Here is a 14,614-nt window from a genome sequence, read left to right as displayed (position 1 = left end):
GGCGAATACGTGGCAATGTCGTAATGTCCGACGCGTACCTCGCGCTCGAAACCGGCGACGTGGTCGAAGCCACAGCCCGCGCCCCGGGGATGGCGCGCGGCGAACTCGTCTTCACCACCGCGTACACCGGCTACGAGGAGAGCCTCACCGACCCGTCCTACGAAGCCCAAGTGCTCACGTTCGCCTACCCCCTCATCGGCAACTACGGCGTCCGTCCCGAACGCACCGAATCCGACCGCGTTCACCCCAGCGCCGTCGTCGCCCGCGAGCTCACCGACGACGTGGCCGACTGGCTGCGCACCGAGGGCGTGCCCGCCGTCGACGGCATCGACACCCGCGACCTCGTGTTGGACATCCGCGACGGCGGCGCGATGCAGGTCGGCATCGCCGCCGGCCCCGACGCCAGCCCCGCCACCGCCCGCGCCCAACTCGCCGACTGCCCACGGCTCTCGGCCCGCACGGAGATCGGCGCCCACGTCAGCGTCGACACCGCCGAAACCCACGGCAACGGCGACACCACCGTCGCGCTCGTCGACTGCGGCGCGAAACGCTCCATCATCGACGCGTTCGTCGCCCGCGGCGCGACCGTCCACCGGCTCCCCTACGACGCCACGCCCGCCGACATCGCTGCCGTCGACCCCGATCTGCTGTTCATCTCCAACGGCCCCGGCGACCCCGCGAACTTCGACGCGGCCGAACACCTCGTCGACGAGTACATCGGCACCGTCCCCATCGCCGGCATCTGCCTGGGTCAACAGATCGTCGCCCGCGCGCTCGGCGGCGACACCGAGAAAATGGACTTCGGCCACCGTGGCGTCAACCAGCCGGTCCTCGACCACGACTCCGGGCGCGTCGTCATGACCACACAGAACCACGGCTACACCGTCGCCGACCCCGGCGACCTCACCGTCACGCAAGTCAACGTCAACGACGGCACGCCCGAGGCGCTTGACTCCGCGCCCCTCGACGTTCTCACCCGCCAGTACCACCCCGAAGCCAACCCCGGCCCCCACGACACGCGCGGGTTCTTCGACGACGTGCTCGCGATGGTTGACGCGTCCTACACGCCCGCCACCGCTGACTGAGGCCGCCCCAGCGCCCCTCGTTTCTCGCCGCTCAACACGCCACCGGCCGGGGCTCACCCCGTGCGACCGGTCACCCCCACGTCTCGTCGTTGACCGGCCGGTCGGCGACCGGCATGGCCTCACGGGCACCGTCGGCCGCCGCGATCCCCTCACGCATCGCCTCCGCGGCCGCCACCGTGGAGACGTACGGGATCTCGGCCTCGACAGCCGCGGTCAGCGCGTCACGGTCGTCGCTGACGAGGAACGCAACCTCACCGCGGCGGATCGCCGCCGGCACGTCTTTGATCGTCGCAACCTCGAAATGCTCGTCGAAGCCCTCGACCGGAAGGTCGACGACCACCGTCGACCCGGGTACGGGTGCGTTGGACGCCGCCACCTGGGCCTTCCAGTAGGCCATCCCCGGATCGCTGGCGGTGCCCATCACCTCGCCCGTGGACTTCATCTCCGGGCCGAGGCGCGGATCCGACCCCGGCAGCCGGTCGAACGGCAACACCACCTCTTTGACGCTGTACTGCTCGGGGACCCCCTCGCTTGCGTCGAGGTCGGCCAGCGACTCGCCGGCCATCACCTTCGCCGCGAGCTTCGCGATCGGGACGCCGGTCGCCTTCGAGACGAACGGAACGGTGCGCGAGCTCCGCGGGTTCGCTTCGAGGACGTACACCTCGCCGTCCTGGACGGCGAGTTGGACGTTCAACAGTCCCACCGTGTCCAGCGCCCGCGCGATCTCGGTGGTGACCTCCCGAACCCGCGCGAGGACGTCGTCGCCGAGCCCTCGTGGCGGAATCACGCACGCCGAGTCCCCCGAGTGGACACCCGCGCTCTCGATGTGCTCCATCACGCCGCCCACCAGCACGTCCTCGCCGTCGCTGACGGCGTCCACGTCGAGCTCGACGGCGTCGGCGAGGAACTCGTCGACGAGAACCGGCTTCTCGGGGCTGACCCGGACGGCCTCCTCGACGTAGCGGCGGAGCTCGTCGTCGTCGTGCACGATCTCCATCGCGCGCCCACCGAGCACGTAGCTCGGGCGGACCAGCACCGGATATCCGACCTCGGCGGCGAGCTCCAGCGCGCCCGCCACACTGGTCGCAGACCCCCCGTCGGGCTGGCTGATGTCGCGCTCGTCGAGCAGCCGATTGAAGCGGTCGCGGTCCTCCGCGAGATCCATCGCGTCCACGTCCGTCCCCATGATCTCACAGTCGAGGCCGCGGCGCTCCAGCTCGGCTTCGAGGGGCGCGCCCACGTCCACGCTGGTCTGGCCGCCGAACTGCACCATCACGCCGTCGGCGTTCGTCGCCTCCACGACGTCCGCGACCTCCTCCGCCGTGATCGGCTCGAAGAACAGCCCGTCGGAGGTGTCGTAGTCCGTCGACACCGTCTCCGGGTTGTTGTTCACCACGTGGGCGTCGATGCCCGCCTCGCGGAGCGCGCGCACGGCGTGCACCGTACAGTAGTCGAACTCCACGCCCTGCCCGATGCGGATGGGGCCGCCCCCGACGATGACCACGCTGTGGGCGTCCCGGTCGGCCCGCACGTCGCTTCCCGTCGATCCCTGCGAGCGCGCCGAGTAGTAGTACGGCGTCGAGGCCGCGAACTCGCCCGCACAGGTGTCGACCTGCTTGAACGTCCGCTCGGGGGCTGTCGCCGCCACGTCGTCGACGGCCACGTCACCGCCGTCCGACGCCAACGCCGCGACCGCGCTGTTCGTGTACCCGAGCGCGGCCGGCGTCGCAACGTCGCCCTCGCTCGCCGCCGCGGAGGCCGCGGCGACGTTCTGGAAGCGCTGCAGATACCACTCCCGGAAGCCCGTGTGGTCGTTCACGTCCCCGACAGTGAACCCGCGCTCGAACGCCTCGAAGACGGCGTAGGGCCGGTCGGGACTCGGGCGTTGGAGGTAGTCGGCGGCGAGTTCGTCGTCGCTGACGGTCGCCCAGTCGACGCTCGGATCGTACTCGCTGGAGCGCAGCGCCTTCAGCAGGCTCTCCTCGAAGGTGCGCCCGATGGCCATCGCCTCCCCCGTGGACTTCATCGCCGTCGACAGCTCGAAGTCCACCTCGGGGAACTTGTCGTTTGGCCACCGGGGCACTTTCGTCACCACGTAGTCGATGGCCGGCTCGAAGGCCGCCGTGGTCTGGCCGGTGATCTCGTTGTCGATCTCGTGGAGGCGCTTGCCGAGCGCGACCTTCGCGGTGACCCGCGCGATGGGGTAGCCGGTCGCCTTCGACGCCAACGCCGAGGACCGCGAGACGCGCGGGTTGACCTCGACGACCCGGTACTCGCCGCCGGGCGTGCCGTCGTCGCGCCACGCGAACTGGATGTTGCAGCCGCCCTGGATGCCCAACTCGCGGATGACCGCGACGGCCGCGTTGCGCATCTCCTGGTGGCCGTCGTCCGGGATGATCTGGCTGGGCGTGACGACCGTGGACTCGCCGGTGTGGATGCCCATCGGGTCGATGTTCTCCATGTTGCAGACGATGATGCAGGAGTCGCCGGCGTCCCGCATCACCTCGTACTCCAGTTCGACCCACCCGGAGATGGACTCCGTGACCAGCACCTCGGCGTTCCGCGAGAGCCGCAGGCCCGTGCGCACCCGGTCCACGAGCGCCTCGAAGTCGTGGACGACACCGGAGCCGCTGCCGCCCAGCGTGTACGTCGTCCGCGCGATCACCGGCAGCCCGCCGACCGCCTCGACTGCGTCGTCGACGCGCTCTCGCAGCGCCCCCTCGTCGATGTCCGTTGCCGTCTCGTCGTCGCCGAGCGCGATGGTCGTCGAGGCCGGCACCGGCTGGCCGAGGTCCGCCATGCGCTGGCGGAACAGGTCGCGGTCCTCGGTCGCGTAGATGGTGTCCAACGGCGTCCCCATCACGTCGACGTCGTGTTCGTCGAGGACGCCCTGCTCGGCCAGCGCTGCCGTGACGTTCAGGCCGGTCTGGCCGCCCAGCCCGGCGATGACGCCGTCGGGGTCCTCCTGCTCGATGACCTCGGCGATGGCGTCGGGTTCGATGGGCTCGATGTAGACCGCGTCGGCCATCTCGGGGTCGGTCATGATGGTCGCTGGGTTGGAGTTCACGAGCACAACCCGCGCGCCCTCCTCCTGGAGCGCGCGACACGCCTGCGCGCCCGAGTAGTCGAACTCCGCTGCCTGGCCGATCTGGATGGGGCCGCTCCCGATGAGCAGTATCGTCCGGCTGTCCTCGGTCATGTGTTACCCAGCTAGCGTACGGTCATCGTAATAAATCACACGGATCCGTTCGACTATCGGAGTCAAGTTTCGAATATCGTAGAATTACCCTCGTAACGATGAGTCGGATCTCACCACGCTACCCAAACGGCTTTACCTTGTACCCGTGACACCTACGCGATGAAAGTCGCCCGTTGGTAACGTCGGGGTCGCCCCGCCGGGCCCGCACAGCGCGGTAGCACCGGCCACCCGTGTTCTCACCCGCCCAGCGACGGCTACCGTGGCCGCAGTAACACCACACACCACCGACGATGACAGACGACACCACCACGACGACGGCACAGCACACCGACCGAACCACCGCACTCGCAGCCCACGCGACCGAACTGCACGGAACAGACCCCACCCAGCCCATTGACGACCTCGACGCACTCCGCACCCACCTCACCGACGCCCGGTTCGTCGGCCTCGGTGAGGTCACCCACGGGACTCGCGAGTGCTTCCAACTCAAACACCGGGTCGTCCGGTTCCTCGTCGACGCGCTCGGTTGCCGGGCGTTCGCGCTCGAAGCCAACTTCTCGGAGACGCTCGCCATCGACGACTACGTCGTCCACGGGGACGGCGACCCACGCGAGGCACTCGACGGCGTCTACTTCTGGACGTGGAACGTCGAGAGCGTCCTCGCGCTCGTGGAGTGGCTGCGCGCGTTCAACGCCGACCGCCCCGTCGGCGACCGGGTTCGGTTCTTCGGCGTGGACGCCCAGTACACGTAGGGCGCGGTCGACGCGCTCCGCGCGTTCTTCGACACAGTGGACCCAGAGTTCCTCGGCACCGTGCGTGGCGACCTCGACGAAGCCGCCGACGACGGCACCCCACCACAGCAAGACGACGCGATCGACACGCAGGTCGCCGCAGTAGACCGCCTCACTCCTCGAATTCGGGACCGCCTCGATGCGCACCGCACCGAATACGCCGCCGAGACCAGCGCCGACCGCGTGGCACTCGTACGACGGCACTGCCGCGTGCTCGAACAGGCGACCGAACGCAAACGCCACTTTCCCGACGACCTCCGGGAGGCCGACACGCTGACCCACGCACGAGTCCGGGACGAAGCGATGGCCGAGAACGCCGAGTGGGTGCGGGAGTTCACCGGCACCGACATCCTTCCGGTCTGGGCACACGACGCGCACGTCGCCCGCACCGGCCTCCAGTACGGTGAGCGCGTCCCCTCGCTCGGCCAGCACCTCGCCGCCCGCCACGGCGACGACTACTGGGCGCTCGGGTCCGCCTTCGCGCGCGGCGGTTTCCAGGCCATCGACACTGCCGAAGACACCGAGAACGAACTCACCGGCCACGAACTCGACGACCCGCCGGACGACACCATCGAAACGGCGCTGGATGACGCAGTCGGCTCGCCCGCCGTGCTGTCGCTCCGACAGGCCCGAGCGGACGACCGGCTGGCCGGCTGGCTCGCCGAACGGCCCCATTTCCAGACCGGCGCAACGTTCGACCCGACCAGCCCCGCAGCCGAACTCGTCACGTACGATTACACCGTCGCCTTTGACGCGCTCGCGTTCCTCCCCGAGACGACCCGGGCGCGGCCGCTCGACGAGTAGCCGGCTGACTGGCACCGACGGCGACGAGAGCAGCGGCTCAGACCGCCGTGTCGTACTCGTCCTCGAAGTCCCGCTGCTCGCGGTAGACGGCCACGAACTCCTCGACGTCGAACGCCTCCAGTTGCTCCTGGAACTCCGTCTTCGAGGACTCCGCCTCGGCGTGGCTGACGGCGTGGTCCATCAGCTCCACGACGAGCTCGACGACGACCCGGTGGAGTTCGCGGGCGTCGAGGTCCGTCACCCAACACATCGCGTACCCAACGCTGCCGTTCTCGCTGGCGTCGATAGCGGTAATATCCTCGGGCAGCTCTTCGAGCACGGCCCCCATCAAGTGCGGGGTGCCGAACTCCTCGAAGTCGTCGCCGTCAGCCGGCTCAACGGCGTCCTTGAGCACGTCCACGATGGATTCTGGCACCCACCGCGACGGCGGATGCATATCCATCACGACGGCGTGTGTGTCGCCACACGCACACGCGTAGTTCCGCATCCCCATGTCGAAATCCTTCATGTGCGCTTGTTCACCACACGGCAGGTCCACCCAGTCGTCGTCGGCTTGCTCCGTTCCGGGGACGCGTGGCTCCGTCATCGTGTGGGTGTTGGTGTCGGCACCGAATAAGCGCCGCGGACCGCGCCCGGACAGGGGCTACGGCCAGTCGTCGCGCTCGGGCTCGTCGGGCATCGGGTCGGGCTCGTCTGCCTCGGCGATCTCCCAGTCGGCGTTCTCCGCGGCGGCCTCCAGGGTGAGATACTCCCAGTCGACCCGCTCGGCGAGTTCGCGGTCCTCGTCGTCGATCCCGACGAAGACGTGTCGCTCCGTGTCGAACTGCTCTTTGACCGACTGGAGGCTGTCGGCGCGGCTCTTCGGCCCGGAGAAGAAGTCCTGACGGATGCGCCGCTTGCGGGTGAAGTTGGTGACGACGTAGGTCGGCTCGTCGGAGACCACGCCGACGTACTCGGTCCACTGGCGAGCGCCGGCGAACGCGGTCCCGGGTTTGGCGAGCTGCTTGAGTGCAGACAGCTCGAAGGCGAGTGTCATGTCCGTGCTCCCGCCGGATTGGCTCATGCCGGGGAATGGGGTGCGGACGGGAAAAACGGCTTCGGTTGGGGTAGGGGTGTGGCTCGGACCAGTCAGCGCGCGACGGTGATCCGGTAGTAGCTGGTGAACCGTACGACCTCGCCGTCCGTGAACGCCGCTGCGTCGTCGTCGTCGAGGTGGACCGCGCCGCCTGTGGCGGCCTCGTGCAGCGTGTCCTGTGCGTGGTCGTCCAGTTCGTCGAAGTCCCGAACGGGTGCGTGCGTACCGCCGTCGGTGGCGGCTGCACCGGGGGACTCGGCTTTTGTGGCGTGGATCGTTGGATTCATCCGGTCACCGGCACGCGTGTGCCAAGTTACCATACATAGTTCAATGACTTAACTCTATTGGCCGTTCACACGCCATCCGCCACACAGAAACGCCCCGTCGGACACGACACAGCACCGGCGACGCCCGCTACTGCTGTGTCGCCGCGCCGAGTTCGTCCATCTCGAAGTTGTCCTGGAGCAACACGTCCTGTTGGTCCGCCACGACCGCCTCCTCCTTGATGAGCTGCTTGTACTTCGACTGCGGTGCCAGGTTCCCGATCAGAACGCCGCCGACGAGCTGGCCGTCCTTGAACGCCAGCCGCCGCCACTCGTTGTCCCCGTAGGACCGCTCGCAGGTCTCGTCGCCGATCGTCGGGAAGCCAAACGAGAGGAACGGGAAGTCGAAGTGCGTGATCGAGTACGACGACACCCAGCGGAACGGCTCGATCTCCACGTCGTGGCCGCTGTCAGCCAGCATCGTCCGCCCCGCGAGCGCACCCTGCTGCTTCGCGGACCCCCACGACCCGTTCTGCGCGCGCTCGTCGAGGATCGTGTCCCAGTACTGTGTGATGTCGCCGGCCGCGTAGATGTCGTCCACCTCGGTCCGCATGTACTCGTCGACGTGGACGCCGTTCTCGATGGTCGCGTCCGTGTCCTGGAGGATCTCCACGTTGAAATCCAGGCCGATAGCCACCCCGGCGAAGTCGGCGTCGTGGCGGACGCCGTTCCCGTCGACGGCGGCCGCGAGTGCGCCGTCGTCGTCGACCTCGAAGTGATCCACGCCGGACTCGAAGACGGGCTCGACGCCCTTCTCGCGGAGCCCCTCGTGGATGATCTCCGCGCCCGCCTCGCTGAGCGCGTACCGCCACCAGCGGTTCCCCCGCATCAGATACTTGGCGTCGACGTCCTGGCCACCACAGATCGCCGCCAGGTCGATCCCAAGCAGGCCCGCACCGACCACAACCCCGGTGTCGGCCGCCTCGGCGTGCTCCCGGATGCGGCGCGCGTCCTCGAACGTCCAGAAGTGATGGACGCCGTCGGCGTCGGCGTTCTCGACGGGGAGATCGTTGGGCGTGCCCCCCGCCGCCACCAGCAGCTTGTCGTACTCGATTTCGGTGCCCTCGTGGGTTTCGACCGTGTGGGCGTCCGGGTTGATCCGAGTGACCAGCGTGTTCAACTGGATGTCGATGTCGCGCTCGTCGTACCACTCCGGATCGTGAATGCTGATCGGGGCCTCCGGGAGCTTGCCCTTCGCGTACTCCTTGATCAGAATCCGGTTGTACAACGTCTCCCCTTCGTCTGTGAGGACAGTGATGTCGGCGTCCGGAGCCTCCTCGTGGATGGCTTCGGCGGCGGAGCTGCCCGCGATGCCGTCTCCAATGATCACGTACGATGCGCTCATACTGGGGGGTCACGCCTCCAGGGTTAATGTGGGTTGCCATCTCCTCGCCGGCCGGAATTCCGCCGTATCGTCGCCCTAGCAGTCCCACGCCGCGGCGCCAGCACACGACACCGCCGCCTCGCCGTTCCGCCGGGTGGGGTTACGGGGAACACGCCGCCCATCCGACCGCTATATAGCGTTCCCACGCCCTCTATACCGCCAGTTCTGCACTCTGGTGTTGATTCCTGCCCATAATTCAGATAAACTATAATGCTAGTTTATTACCTGTCCCGACGACAGTCCGCATGTCTCCACACCGGAGACGGACCACCAATGCAGGACCAGTCAGGATTCCGCCAGCAGCAGCCATCGACAGCCCAACAGCGCGCACGCCCGGTCGACGCACGATACGCCCAGTCCGGAACGGTCCGCCAACAGCAACCGGCACAGCAGTCCATCGCCCAACAGCAGCCCATGGCCCGCCCGCAGCCGGTAGCCCAGCAACAGCCCGCCGCACAGCAGCCCGCACAACAGGCGTACAAGCAGCCCCGCCAGCAGCCGCCGGCCGAACGCGCCCCGAACTCGAAGATGGCAGCGCCACGGCAGTCTTATGCCCAGCAGCCATCCGCACAGCCGGCGCGCTCGATCCCTGCCCAGTCAGCCGCCGCCAACCCGAACGCGCAGCGGACCCCCAGTACCTGGCAGGCCCAGCAGTCGCAGCCGCGCCAGCCACAGTTCCGACAGCCCGCGCAGTCGGCGTTCAGCCAGCCTGCGATCCAGCAGCCCAGCGCCCAGCCCCAGCGGCCGGCGTTCAAGCAGTCCCCGATGTCGCAGTCCCAGCCCGCCCAGCAGGTACCCGCCAGCCAGTTCACCGCACCGGCAAGCGCCCCGTCGATGCGCGGCCAGCCCCAGCAGTCCGTCGAATCAGCGAACACGAAACTGCTGGTGGAGACGCTCGCGCGCCGGCTCGGTCTCACCACCCAGCAGCTCTCACAGGCCGTTCCGCGACTCGACGTTGCGCTCGGCAGCGCCCAGTCGCGCCACCAGCCACAGCTGATGGGGTCGGCTGACAGCCAGCCGATCCGTTCGGAGCCCGTCGCCGACGCGCCCCAGCCAGTGAGCCAGCCGGAGTCCGCGACCACCGAAATCCAATGAGCCACGACCCCCGACTCGTCAACGACGCGCCGCGTGCAGCCGCCACCTGGAGCGCGCCCGAACAGGCCGCACCGGTCGGCGCGGCGGGAATGCCCCGCCAGCAGCCCCAGATGCCCCAACAGCAGCCGGTCCAGGACGGGGCCAGCCAGCGCCAGGCTGCCACCATCGACCAGCAACCGCCCGCCGCCACGCCCAACGTCGACGTCATCGAATCCGAGGCGGAGGTCGTCGTGATGATCGAAGTCCCGGGGTTCTCCAAGGACGAGATCACGGTCCAGGCCGACGCGAGCAACCTCTACGTGACCGCCGAGCGTTCGACCGACCCACAGATGGGGATCGAGGGCGACGACAACGTGCTGCTCCGGGAATGCCCGGATCGTCTTGAGCGCGCCATCACGCTCCCCAACTACATCGATCCCGGGGAGGCAACGGCCGAGCACGTCGACGGCGTCTGTCACGTCACTGTGCCGAAAGACGAGGCCGAGCGCCAACACGAGATCGCCTTCCAGTAGCCAGCCAGCCGACCACACGCCGCGTTTTTTCCGGGCGACCGTGCCACGATCCCCCGGGACCCGAAACGGTCTTTGTGACTGACCACGTATGGGAGGTAGGGCTAGGTGCCGCGGTCACCGCGGGCCTACTGAGTACCGATGTCACAGGATTATCGTCTCGTCTCCACACTCGTTCGCGCCGGCGACAGCCTGCCGTGTCCAGCGGAAGCCGATCCCGTTGTGCAACCAACCAGCACGCCAGGACTGTTACGGGTGACATACCTCAAGGAAGTCACCCGTGTGCCGTTCGCCGAACCCACCCGCGACGCCGACGTGGCGTACGTCGAGTGACCGCGCGGCCACCGGTGTCGGGACGTTCTTGAGTCCGGCCGCCGTACAGGCCTGTATGAAGCTCCGCCAGAACCTTCGCCATTTCGCCTCACAGAAGGCGCTTGAAGTGCCGGGATTGCGCGACGTCGTCCACGACAAGCTCGTCGACATCCACACGAGCATCTTCCTCGATAAGGCGACCGAGGCGCGCCGCGACGAGCGGGAAGCCCACCTCGATGGGTTCTTCGACGCGTCGATGGAGATGTATCTCGTCGCGTTGCAGTCCGGGCTTCCGGAGGCCCAGGCCCGAGAGATCACACATATCGTCGCCAACTTCGACTTCTACAACCACGGCTGGACGGAGATGATGGAGTTCCCCGGCGACGAGCTCCGCGACCACTACGACCGCCACGCCGACTTCTTCGACGAGCACGACATCACCATCGACAACCCGCTGGGCGCGTTCCAGCCGGCCGACGGCATCCCGGACGCCCCGGCAACCCCTGAGAAGCTCGCCGACGCCGACTTCGAGAACGCCGCCGCCGGCTTCGAGGACGACGTGTACGTCGAAACCGACGACGGCATCCAGAAGGGCGGTGTCGACGAACCCGACGACGTCGACCCCGAGGACAGCCCGTTCGCCGAGTAGTCGAGCACCGCCGCCCGACCGGGCTGGGGGTCGTGACGACCTCGAAGCCACCGGCGCTGTCGCCGGTCAGCCGTGTCGAAGCCACCAGAGCTAAGTGGGGTTCGGGCGACCAGCCTGACGTGACAGCCCCGCCCTCCCCGGAGACCGTCACGACGTACCTCGAAGACGGTGCCCGCATCGCCGGCATCCTCCTCGTCTGGGGTGTGTTGACCTGGTTCTTCCGGTACGGCCTCACGGCGTTCCCCGGGCTCGATGTCGTGTTCGGCTTCGTCGGTGTCCTGAACGCGGTTCTGTACGTGGCGTACCGCACGCTCGACTACCACCACGCGCTCGCCGAAGACGGGTAGCCGGCACACCCCGCGGAATCGGCGCTCACCCGGCGTGGTCGACTCGTCGGCCGCGTCGGGCCGCGACCCAGCCGCCGACTCTCGCGCCGAGGACGCCGACGACTGCGGCGAGCGCGAGCACGAGCGCTGCGACCGCGCTGGTGGCTCCGACGACGAACGCGAGACCGCCGACCTCGAACCAGGCGGGCCCGGACAGCGCCGTCGCGTCCCCGAGTATCGCCGCGAGCAGCCACGCGACCCCAGGGAGGCCGCCGACGACGCCGGCACGCAGGCCGACGGCGTCCGGGTCGGCGGCGCGACCGGCGGCCAGGTACCCGGCGACGAGTCCGGCGACCGCGACGGCGTCCAGCGGGAACTCGCGGCCGCCACCGGACAGCCAGTAGAGCGCGGCCGTCACGGGCATCGACGCGACGCCGCCGAACAGGGCGTCCCGCCACGTCTCGGAGAGTCGACCGTCGTCGGGGCTGCGTCGGACCATACGGCGGCGGACGGCAGCGACGATAAAAAAAGACCAGTGTGAGTTCGCCGCTCGTGCAGTCGGCCGAGCGGGACTACGCGCCGTCCAGAATCCGGTCGGCGGCTTCGTTGCCGGCGACGATGCCGCCGTTCAGCGACCGCTCGGGGTACTGCGCGCGGCTCGCCATGCCCGCATAGTAGACGTCGTCGTGGCCCTCGCTGGCGAGGTCGTAGGGCACCACCATGTCGAGGTAGCCGCGCTCGTAGACCGGTGCCGTTCGGGGGTTCCGGTTCGTCTCCACCCAGTTCACCGATTCGCGGTCGAAGTCGGGGAACAGCGCCTCGATGCCCGACAGCCAGTGCTCGCGGACCTCCTCGTCGCTCATCTGCCACACCTCGTCGTCGCGACTCTGGACGTACTTCGGGACGTACAGCAGGTGTTCGCCGCCGTAGCGGGCCGGGTCGATGAAGTTCGTGTGCTCGATGAGCGCGCCGAAGGGCGCGTCGTCGGCGATGTTCAGCCAGTACGTGTCCGTCAGCGCCTCGTCCATCGAAACGATGGAGCAGACGGTTCCCTGGAAGGTGATGTCGCACTCGTAGCCGGTCAGGGATTCGAGCACGGTGGGCATCGCCGCCACGATCACGCCGTCGGCGTCGACGCGCTCGGTGCCCGCCTCGCTGTCGACAGTGACGCCCGTGACATCGCCCGCGTCGTCGCGCTGGATGGCGGTGACACGCGCCCCGGTTTCGATGTGTTCGCGGCCCACGTCTTCAACGAGCGCGTCCAGCAGCCGGCCGAACCCGCCGTCGAGGTAGCCCAACGGCTCGCCGCGCAGCAGGTCGCGCTCGCCCCGGAACTTGATGCGGCCCAGCAGCCACGCCGCGCTCACGTCGTCCATCCGGCTCCCGAACTTCGCTTCCAACAGCGGCTCGAAGAACTGCTCGTAGACGCCCCGCGTCGTGTGCTCGCAGAGGAACTGTTCGACGCCGACGTGCTCGAAGTCCGTCAGGTCCTCGTAGGTGTCACGCGACGGCAGGCCGCCCCGCACGTCGAGTTCCTGTGTCAGCATCGCCAGCCGGGCGGTGTCGTAGAGGGACAGATGCGGGAACGCCAGGATCTCCCAGGGCGTGTCCATCGGGTGGACGGTGCCGTCCACGTAGTAGGCGTTCTTCCCGATGGGCCACCGGAGGTCGTCGCCCAGCCCGAGCTCCTCGATGCGGTCGATGATGGTCTCCTCCGCGGCCGAGAGGTGGTGGTAGAACGCTTCGATGGGGTCGCCGGCTGTTTCGTGCGTGGCCGCCAGCCCTCCGACGGTGGCCGACGCCTCGAACACGCGGGCGTCGACGCCGTGTTGTTGGAGGCGTCGCGCAGCCGAGAGGCCAGCGATGCCGCCGCCAACGATAGCAATCATACCTCGGGGTCGCGTGGCAACCGGCGTCAGCGTTACGGTCGACCGCCACGCCGCCGTCCGTGTGAAACGTTGATTCCCCCCGTCAGCGTTTTCCTCGCCCACAGCCGACGTTACGCCAGCATGGTTGTCACGGTGCGTGCGCCCGCGACGAGCGCGAATCTCGGCAGCGGGTTCGACGTGTTCGGGGTCGCGTTGTCGAAGCCCGCCGATGTCGTTCGAGTCGAGCGCGCCGACACGACAACAATCACTGTCACCGGGGCGGGCGCACAGTACGTGCCCACCGACCCACAGGAGAACACCGCCGGCGTCGTCGCCGCAGCGCTCGACGCGCCGGCCACGATCCACATCAACAAGGGCGTGCGGCCGTCCTCCGGGCTGGGGTCGTCGGCGGCCAGCGCGGCGGCCGCGACCGTCGCGCTCGCGGAGCTGTACGACCGCCCGCTCGACGACGACGCGCTCGTTCGCGCGGCCGCCCAGGGGGAGGCGGCGGCGTCCGGCGTCGCGCATGCCGACAACGTCGCTCCCGCCATTCTCGGTGGGTTCACCATCGTCCGCGAGGACGGCATCGAGCACGTCGACGCCAGCCTCGCGCTTGCGGTCTGCCTGCCAGAAACGACCGTCTCAACGCGCGATGCGCGCGGCGTCGTCCCCGAGTCGGCGGCCATGGAGACCGTTGTCTCCACCGTGGAGTCGGCCGCCACGCTCACGCTCGGCATGTGTGAAAACGACCCACAGCGGGTCGGTCGCGGCGTCGAGGACGCACTCGTCACGCCGGCGCGTGCCCGACTCATGGACGGGTACGAGGCGGCGTCCGCGGCCGCCCGCGACGCCGGTGCGACCGGCGTGACGATCAGCGGCTCCGGGCCGGGCGTTGTGGCGGTCTGTCGTCGGCACGACCGCAAGCGCGTCGCCGCCGCGCTCGTGGACGGCTTCGATTCGGCGGGGGTCGCTGCGTCGGCCTACCAGACGCGCATCGGCGACGGTGCCACACGGCTGGCAGCCGATGGTGACGACCGCGCGCCGTGACTGGTGGCATCCACGGGCGCGCTCCGGAGTCCGCTATAGTTATATTGTCAAGAAAACACAGGTATGAGTGGCTCTTGAGACGTATTCCCAACCCAAACACCGGGGTTTTTTGTTGGTTTGGAGCGGCGTAACTGGTATCCGAGCGGC

The 14,614-nt window shown here is 68.5% G+C and carries 14 protein-coding genes and 1 pseudogene; 8 read left to right on the top strand and 7 right to left on the bottom strand.

All coding sequences use genetic code 11. From position 1 onward, the window contains the following. Positions 1-23: 23 nt before the first annotated feature. The gene (carA, locus tag JRZ79_RS20305) at positions 24-1,085 is read left to right on the top strand and encodes a glutamine-hydrolyzing carbamoyl-phosphate synthase small subunit (RefSeq protein ID WP_205252080.1); all 1,062 of its coding nucleotides are present in this window, start codon (positions 24-26) and stop codon (positions 1,083-1,085) included. 70 nt (positions 1,086-1,155) lie between these two features. On the opposite strand, the gene carB is transcribed toward carA, so the two are convergent. Further along, positions 1,156-4,284 carry a carbamoyl-phosphate synthase large subunit gene (gene carB, locus JRZ79_RS20300; protein ID WP_205252079.1) on the bottom strand — a complete coding sequence of 1,043 codons (3,129 nt, stop codon included), beginning with the start codon at positions 4,282-4,284 and terminating at the stop codon, positions 1,156-1,158. 290 nt (positions 4,285-4,574) lie between these two features. Here carB and JRZ79_RS20295 point away from each other — a divergent pair. After that, positions 4,575-5,879 (top strand): annotated as a pseudogene (locus JRZ79_RS20295) (erythromycin esterase family protein). Positions 5,880-5,916: 37 nt separating this feature from the next. Here JRZ79_RS20295 and JRZ79_RS20290 read toward each other — a convergent pair. The 4 genes from JRZ79_RS20290 to JRZ79_RS20275 all read right to left on the bottom strand — a co-directional run bounded on the left by JRZ79_RS20290 (position 5,917) and on the right by JRZ79_RS20275 (position 8,622). Then, the gene (locus JRZ79_RS20290; protein WP_205252078.1) at positions 5,917-6,465 is read right to left on the bottom strand and encodes a DUF5815 family protein; all 549 of its coding nucleotides are present in this window, start codon (positions 6,463-6,465) and stop codon (positions 5,917-5,919) included. 57 nt (positions 6,466-6,522) lie between these two features. Then, the gene (locus JRZ79_RS20285; protein ID WP_010903322.1) at positions 6,523-6,942 is read right to left on the bottom strand and encodes a hypothetical protein; all 420 of its coding nucleotides are present in this window, start codon (positions 6,940-6,942) and stop codon (positions 6,523-6,525) included. A 65-nt stretch (positions 6,943-7,007) separates the two neighbouring features. Then, entirely contained in the window at positions 7,008-7,241 is a 234-nt protein-coding gene (locus JRZ79_RS20280) for a hypothetical protein (RefSeq protein ID WP_010903321.1), read from the bottom strand. A 127-nt stretch (positions 7,242-7,368) separates the two neighbouring features. Further along, complete coding sequence (locus JRZ79_RS20275; protein WP_010903320.1) at positions 7,369-8,622, bottom strand: FAD/NAD(P)-binding oxidoreductase; 1,254 nt, start codon at positions 8,620-8,622, stop codon at positions 7,369-7,371. Between the two features lie 312 nt (positions 8,623-8,934). Here JRZ79_RS20275 and JRZ79_RS20270 point away from each other — a divergent pair, with 312 nt between their 5' ends. The 5 genes from JRZ79_RS20270 to JRZ79_RS20250 all read left to right on the top strand — a co-directional run bounded on the left by JRZ79_RS20270 (position 8,935) and on the right by JRZ79_RS20250 (position 11,573). Beyond that, a complete protein-coding gene (locus JRZ79_RS20270) occupies positions 8,935-9,756 on the top strand; it encodes a hypothetical protein (protein ID WP_205252077.1) in 822 nt (273 codons plus the stop codon). Beyond that, complete coding sequence (locus JRZ79_RS20265) at positions 9,753-10,268, top strand: Hsp20/alpha crystallin family protein (RefSeq protein ID WP_205252076.1); 516 nt, start codon at positions 9,753-9,755, stop codon at positions 10,266-10,268. Before JRZ79_RS20270 ends, JRZ79_RS20265 begins: the two co-directional genes overlap by 4 nt. Before the next feature lie 138 nt (positions 10,269-10,406). Beyond that, complete coding sequence (locus tag JRZ79_RS20260; protein ID WP_010903317.1) at positions 10,407-10,598, top strand: hypothetical protein; 192 nt, start codon at positions 10,407-10,409, stop codon at positions 10,596-10,598. A gap of 55 nt (positions 10,599-10,653) precedes the next feature. Continuing rightward, positions 10,654-11,226, top strand: coding sequence for a DUF6149 family protein (locus JRZ79_RS20255; protein ID WP_010903316.1), 573 nt, complete (start codon positions 10,654-10,656; stop codon positions 11,224-11,226). 119 nt (positions 11,227-11,345) lie between these two features. Then, a complete protein-coding gene (locus JRZ79_RS20250; protein WP_049892518.1) occupies positions 11,346-11,573 on the top strand; it encodes a hypothetical protein in 228 nt (75 codons plus the stop codon). Positions 11,574-11,598: 25 nt separating this feature from the next. Here the strand turns inward: JRZ79_RS20250 and JRZ79_RS20245 are convergent, their stop codons facing one another. After that, entirely contained in the window at positions 11,599-12,051 is a 453-nt protein-coding gene (locus tag JRZ79_RS20245) for a DUF5518 domain-containing protein (protein WP_205252075.1), read from the bottom strand. A gap of 73 nt (positions 12,052-12,124) precedes the next feature. Next, complete coding sequence (locus JRZ79_RS20240) at positions 12,125-13,441, bottom strand: NAD(P)/FAD-dependent oxidoreductase (RefSeq protein WP_205252074.1); 1,317 nt, start codon at positions 13,439-13,441, stop codon at positions 12,125-12,127. A gap of 120 nt (positions 13,442-13,561) precedes the next feature. Here JRZ79_RS20240 and JRZ79_RS20235 point away from each other — a divergent pair, with 120 nt between their 5' ends. Beyond that, a complete protein-coding gene (locus JRZ79_RS20235) occupies positions 13,562-14,467 on the top strand; it encodes a homoserine kinase (RefSeq protein ID WP_205252073.1) in 906 nt (301 codons plus the stop codon). Positions 14,468-14,614 lie beyond the last annotated feature (147 nt).

The sequence above is a fragment of the Halobacterium sp. BOL4-2 genome (genome assembly GCF_016917835.2).
GTDB classification, from domain to species: domain Archaea; phylum Halobacteriota; class Halobacteria; order Halobacteriales; family Halobacteriaceae; genus Halobacterium; species Halobacterium salinarum.
This window is presented reverse-complemented; position numbering and strand designations above follow the sequence as displayed.

Bases quoted from the DNA above. Each gene is read 5' to 3' on its own strand.
- JRZ79_RS20270 (WP_205252077.1), top strand. From the start codon at position 8,935: ATGCAGGACCAGTCAGGATTCCGCCAGCAGCAGCCATCGACAGCCCAA.
- JRZ79_RS20280 (WP_010903321.1), bottom strand. From the start codon at position 7,241: ATGAATCCAACGATCCACGCCACAAAAGCCGAGTCCCCCGGTGCAGCC.
- JRZ79_RS20255 (WP_010903316.1), top strand. From the start codon at position 10,654: ATGAAGCTCCGCCAGAACCTTCGCCATTTCGCCTCACAGAAGGCGCTT.
- JRZ79_RS20275 (WP_010903320.1), bottom strand. From the start codon at position 8,622: ATGAGCGCATCGTACGTGATCATTGGAGACGGCATCGCGGGCAGCTCC.
- JRZ79_RS20235 (WP_205252073.1), top strand. From the start codon at position 13,562: ATGGTTGTCACGGTGCGTGCGCCCGCGACGAGCGCGAATCTCGGCAGC.
- carA (WP_205252080.1), top strand. From the start codon at position 24: ATGTCCGACGCGTACCTCGCGCTCGAAACCGGCGACGTGGTCGAAGCC.
- JRZ79_RS20240 (WP_205252074.1), bottom strand. From the start codon at position 13,441: ATGATTGCTATCGTTGGCGGCGGCATCGCTGGCCTCTCGGCTGCGCGA.
- JRZ79_RS20260 (WP_010903317.1), top strand. From the start codon at position 10,407: ATGTCACAGGATTATCGTCTCGTCTCCACACTCGTTCGCGCCGGCGAC.
- JRZ79_RS20285 (WP_010903322.1), bottom strand. From the start codon at position 6,942: ATGAGCCAATCCGGCGGGAGCACGGACATGACACTCGCCTTCGAGCTG.
- JRZ79_RS20290 (WP_205252078.1), bottom strand. From the start codon at position 6,465: ATGACGGAGCCACGCGTCCCCGGAACGGAGCAAGCCGACGACGACTGG.
- JRZ79_RS20265 (WP_205252076.1), top strand. From the start codon at position 9,753: ATGAGCCACGACCCCCGACTCGTCAACGACGCGCCGCGTGCAGCCGCC.
- JRZ79_RS20245 (WP_205252075.1), bottom strand. From the start codon at position 12,051: ATGGTCCGACGCAGCCCCGACGACGGTCGACTCTCCGAGACGTGGCGG.
- carB (WP_205252079.1), bottom strand. From the start codon at position 4,284: ATGACCGAGGACAGCCGGACGATACTGCTCATCGGGAGCGGCCCCATC.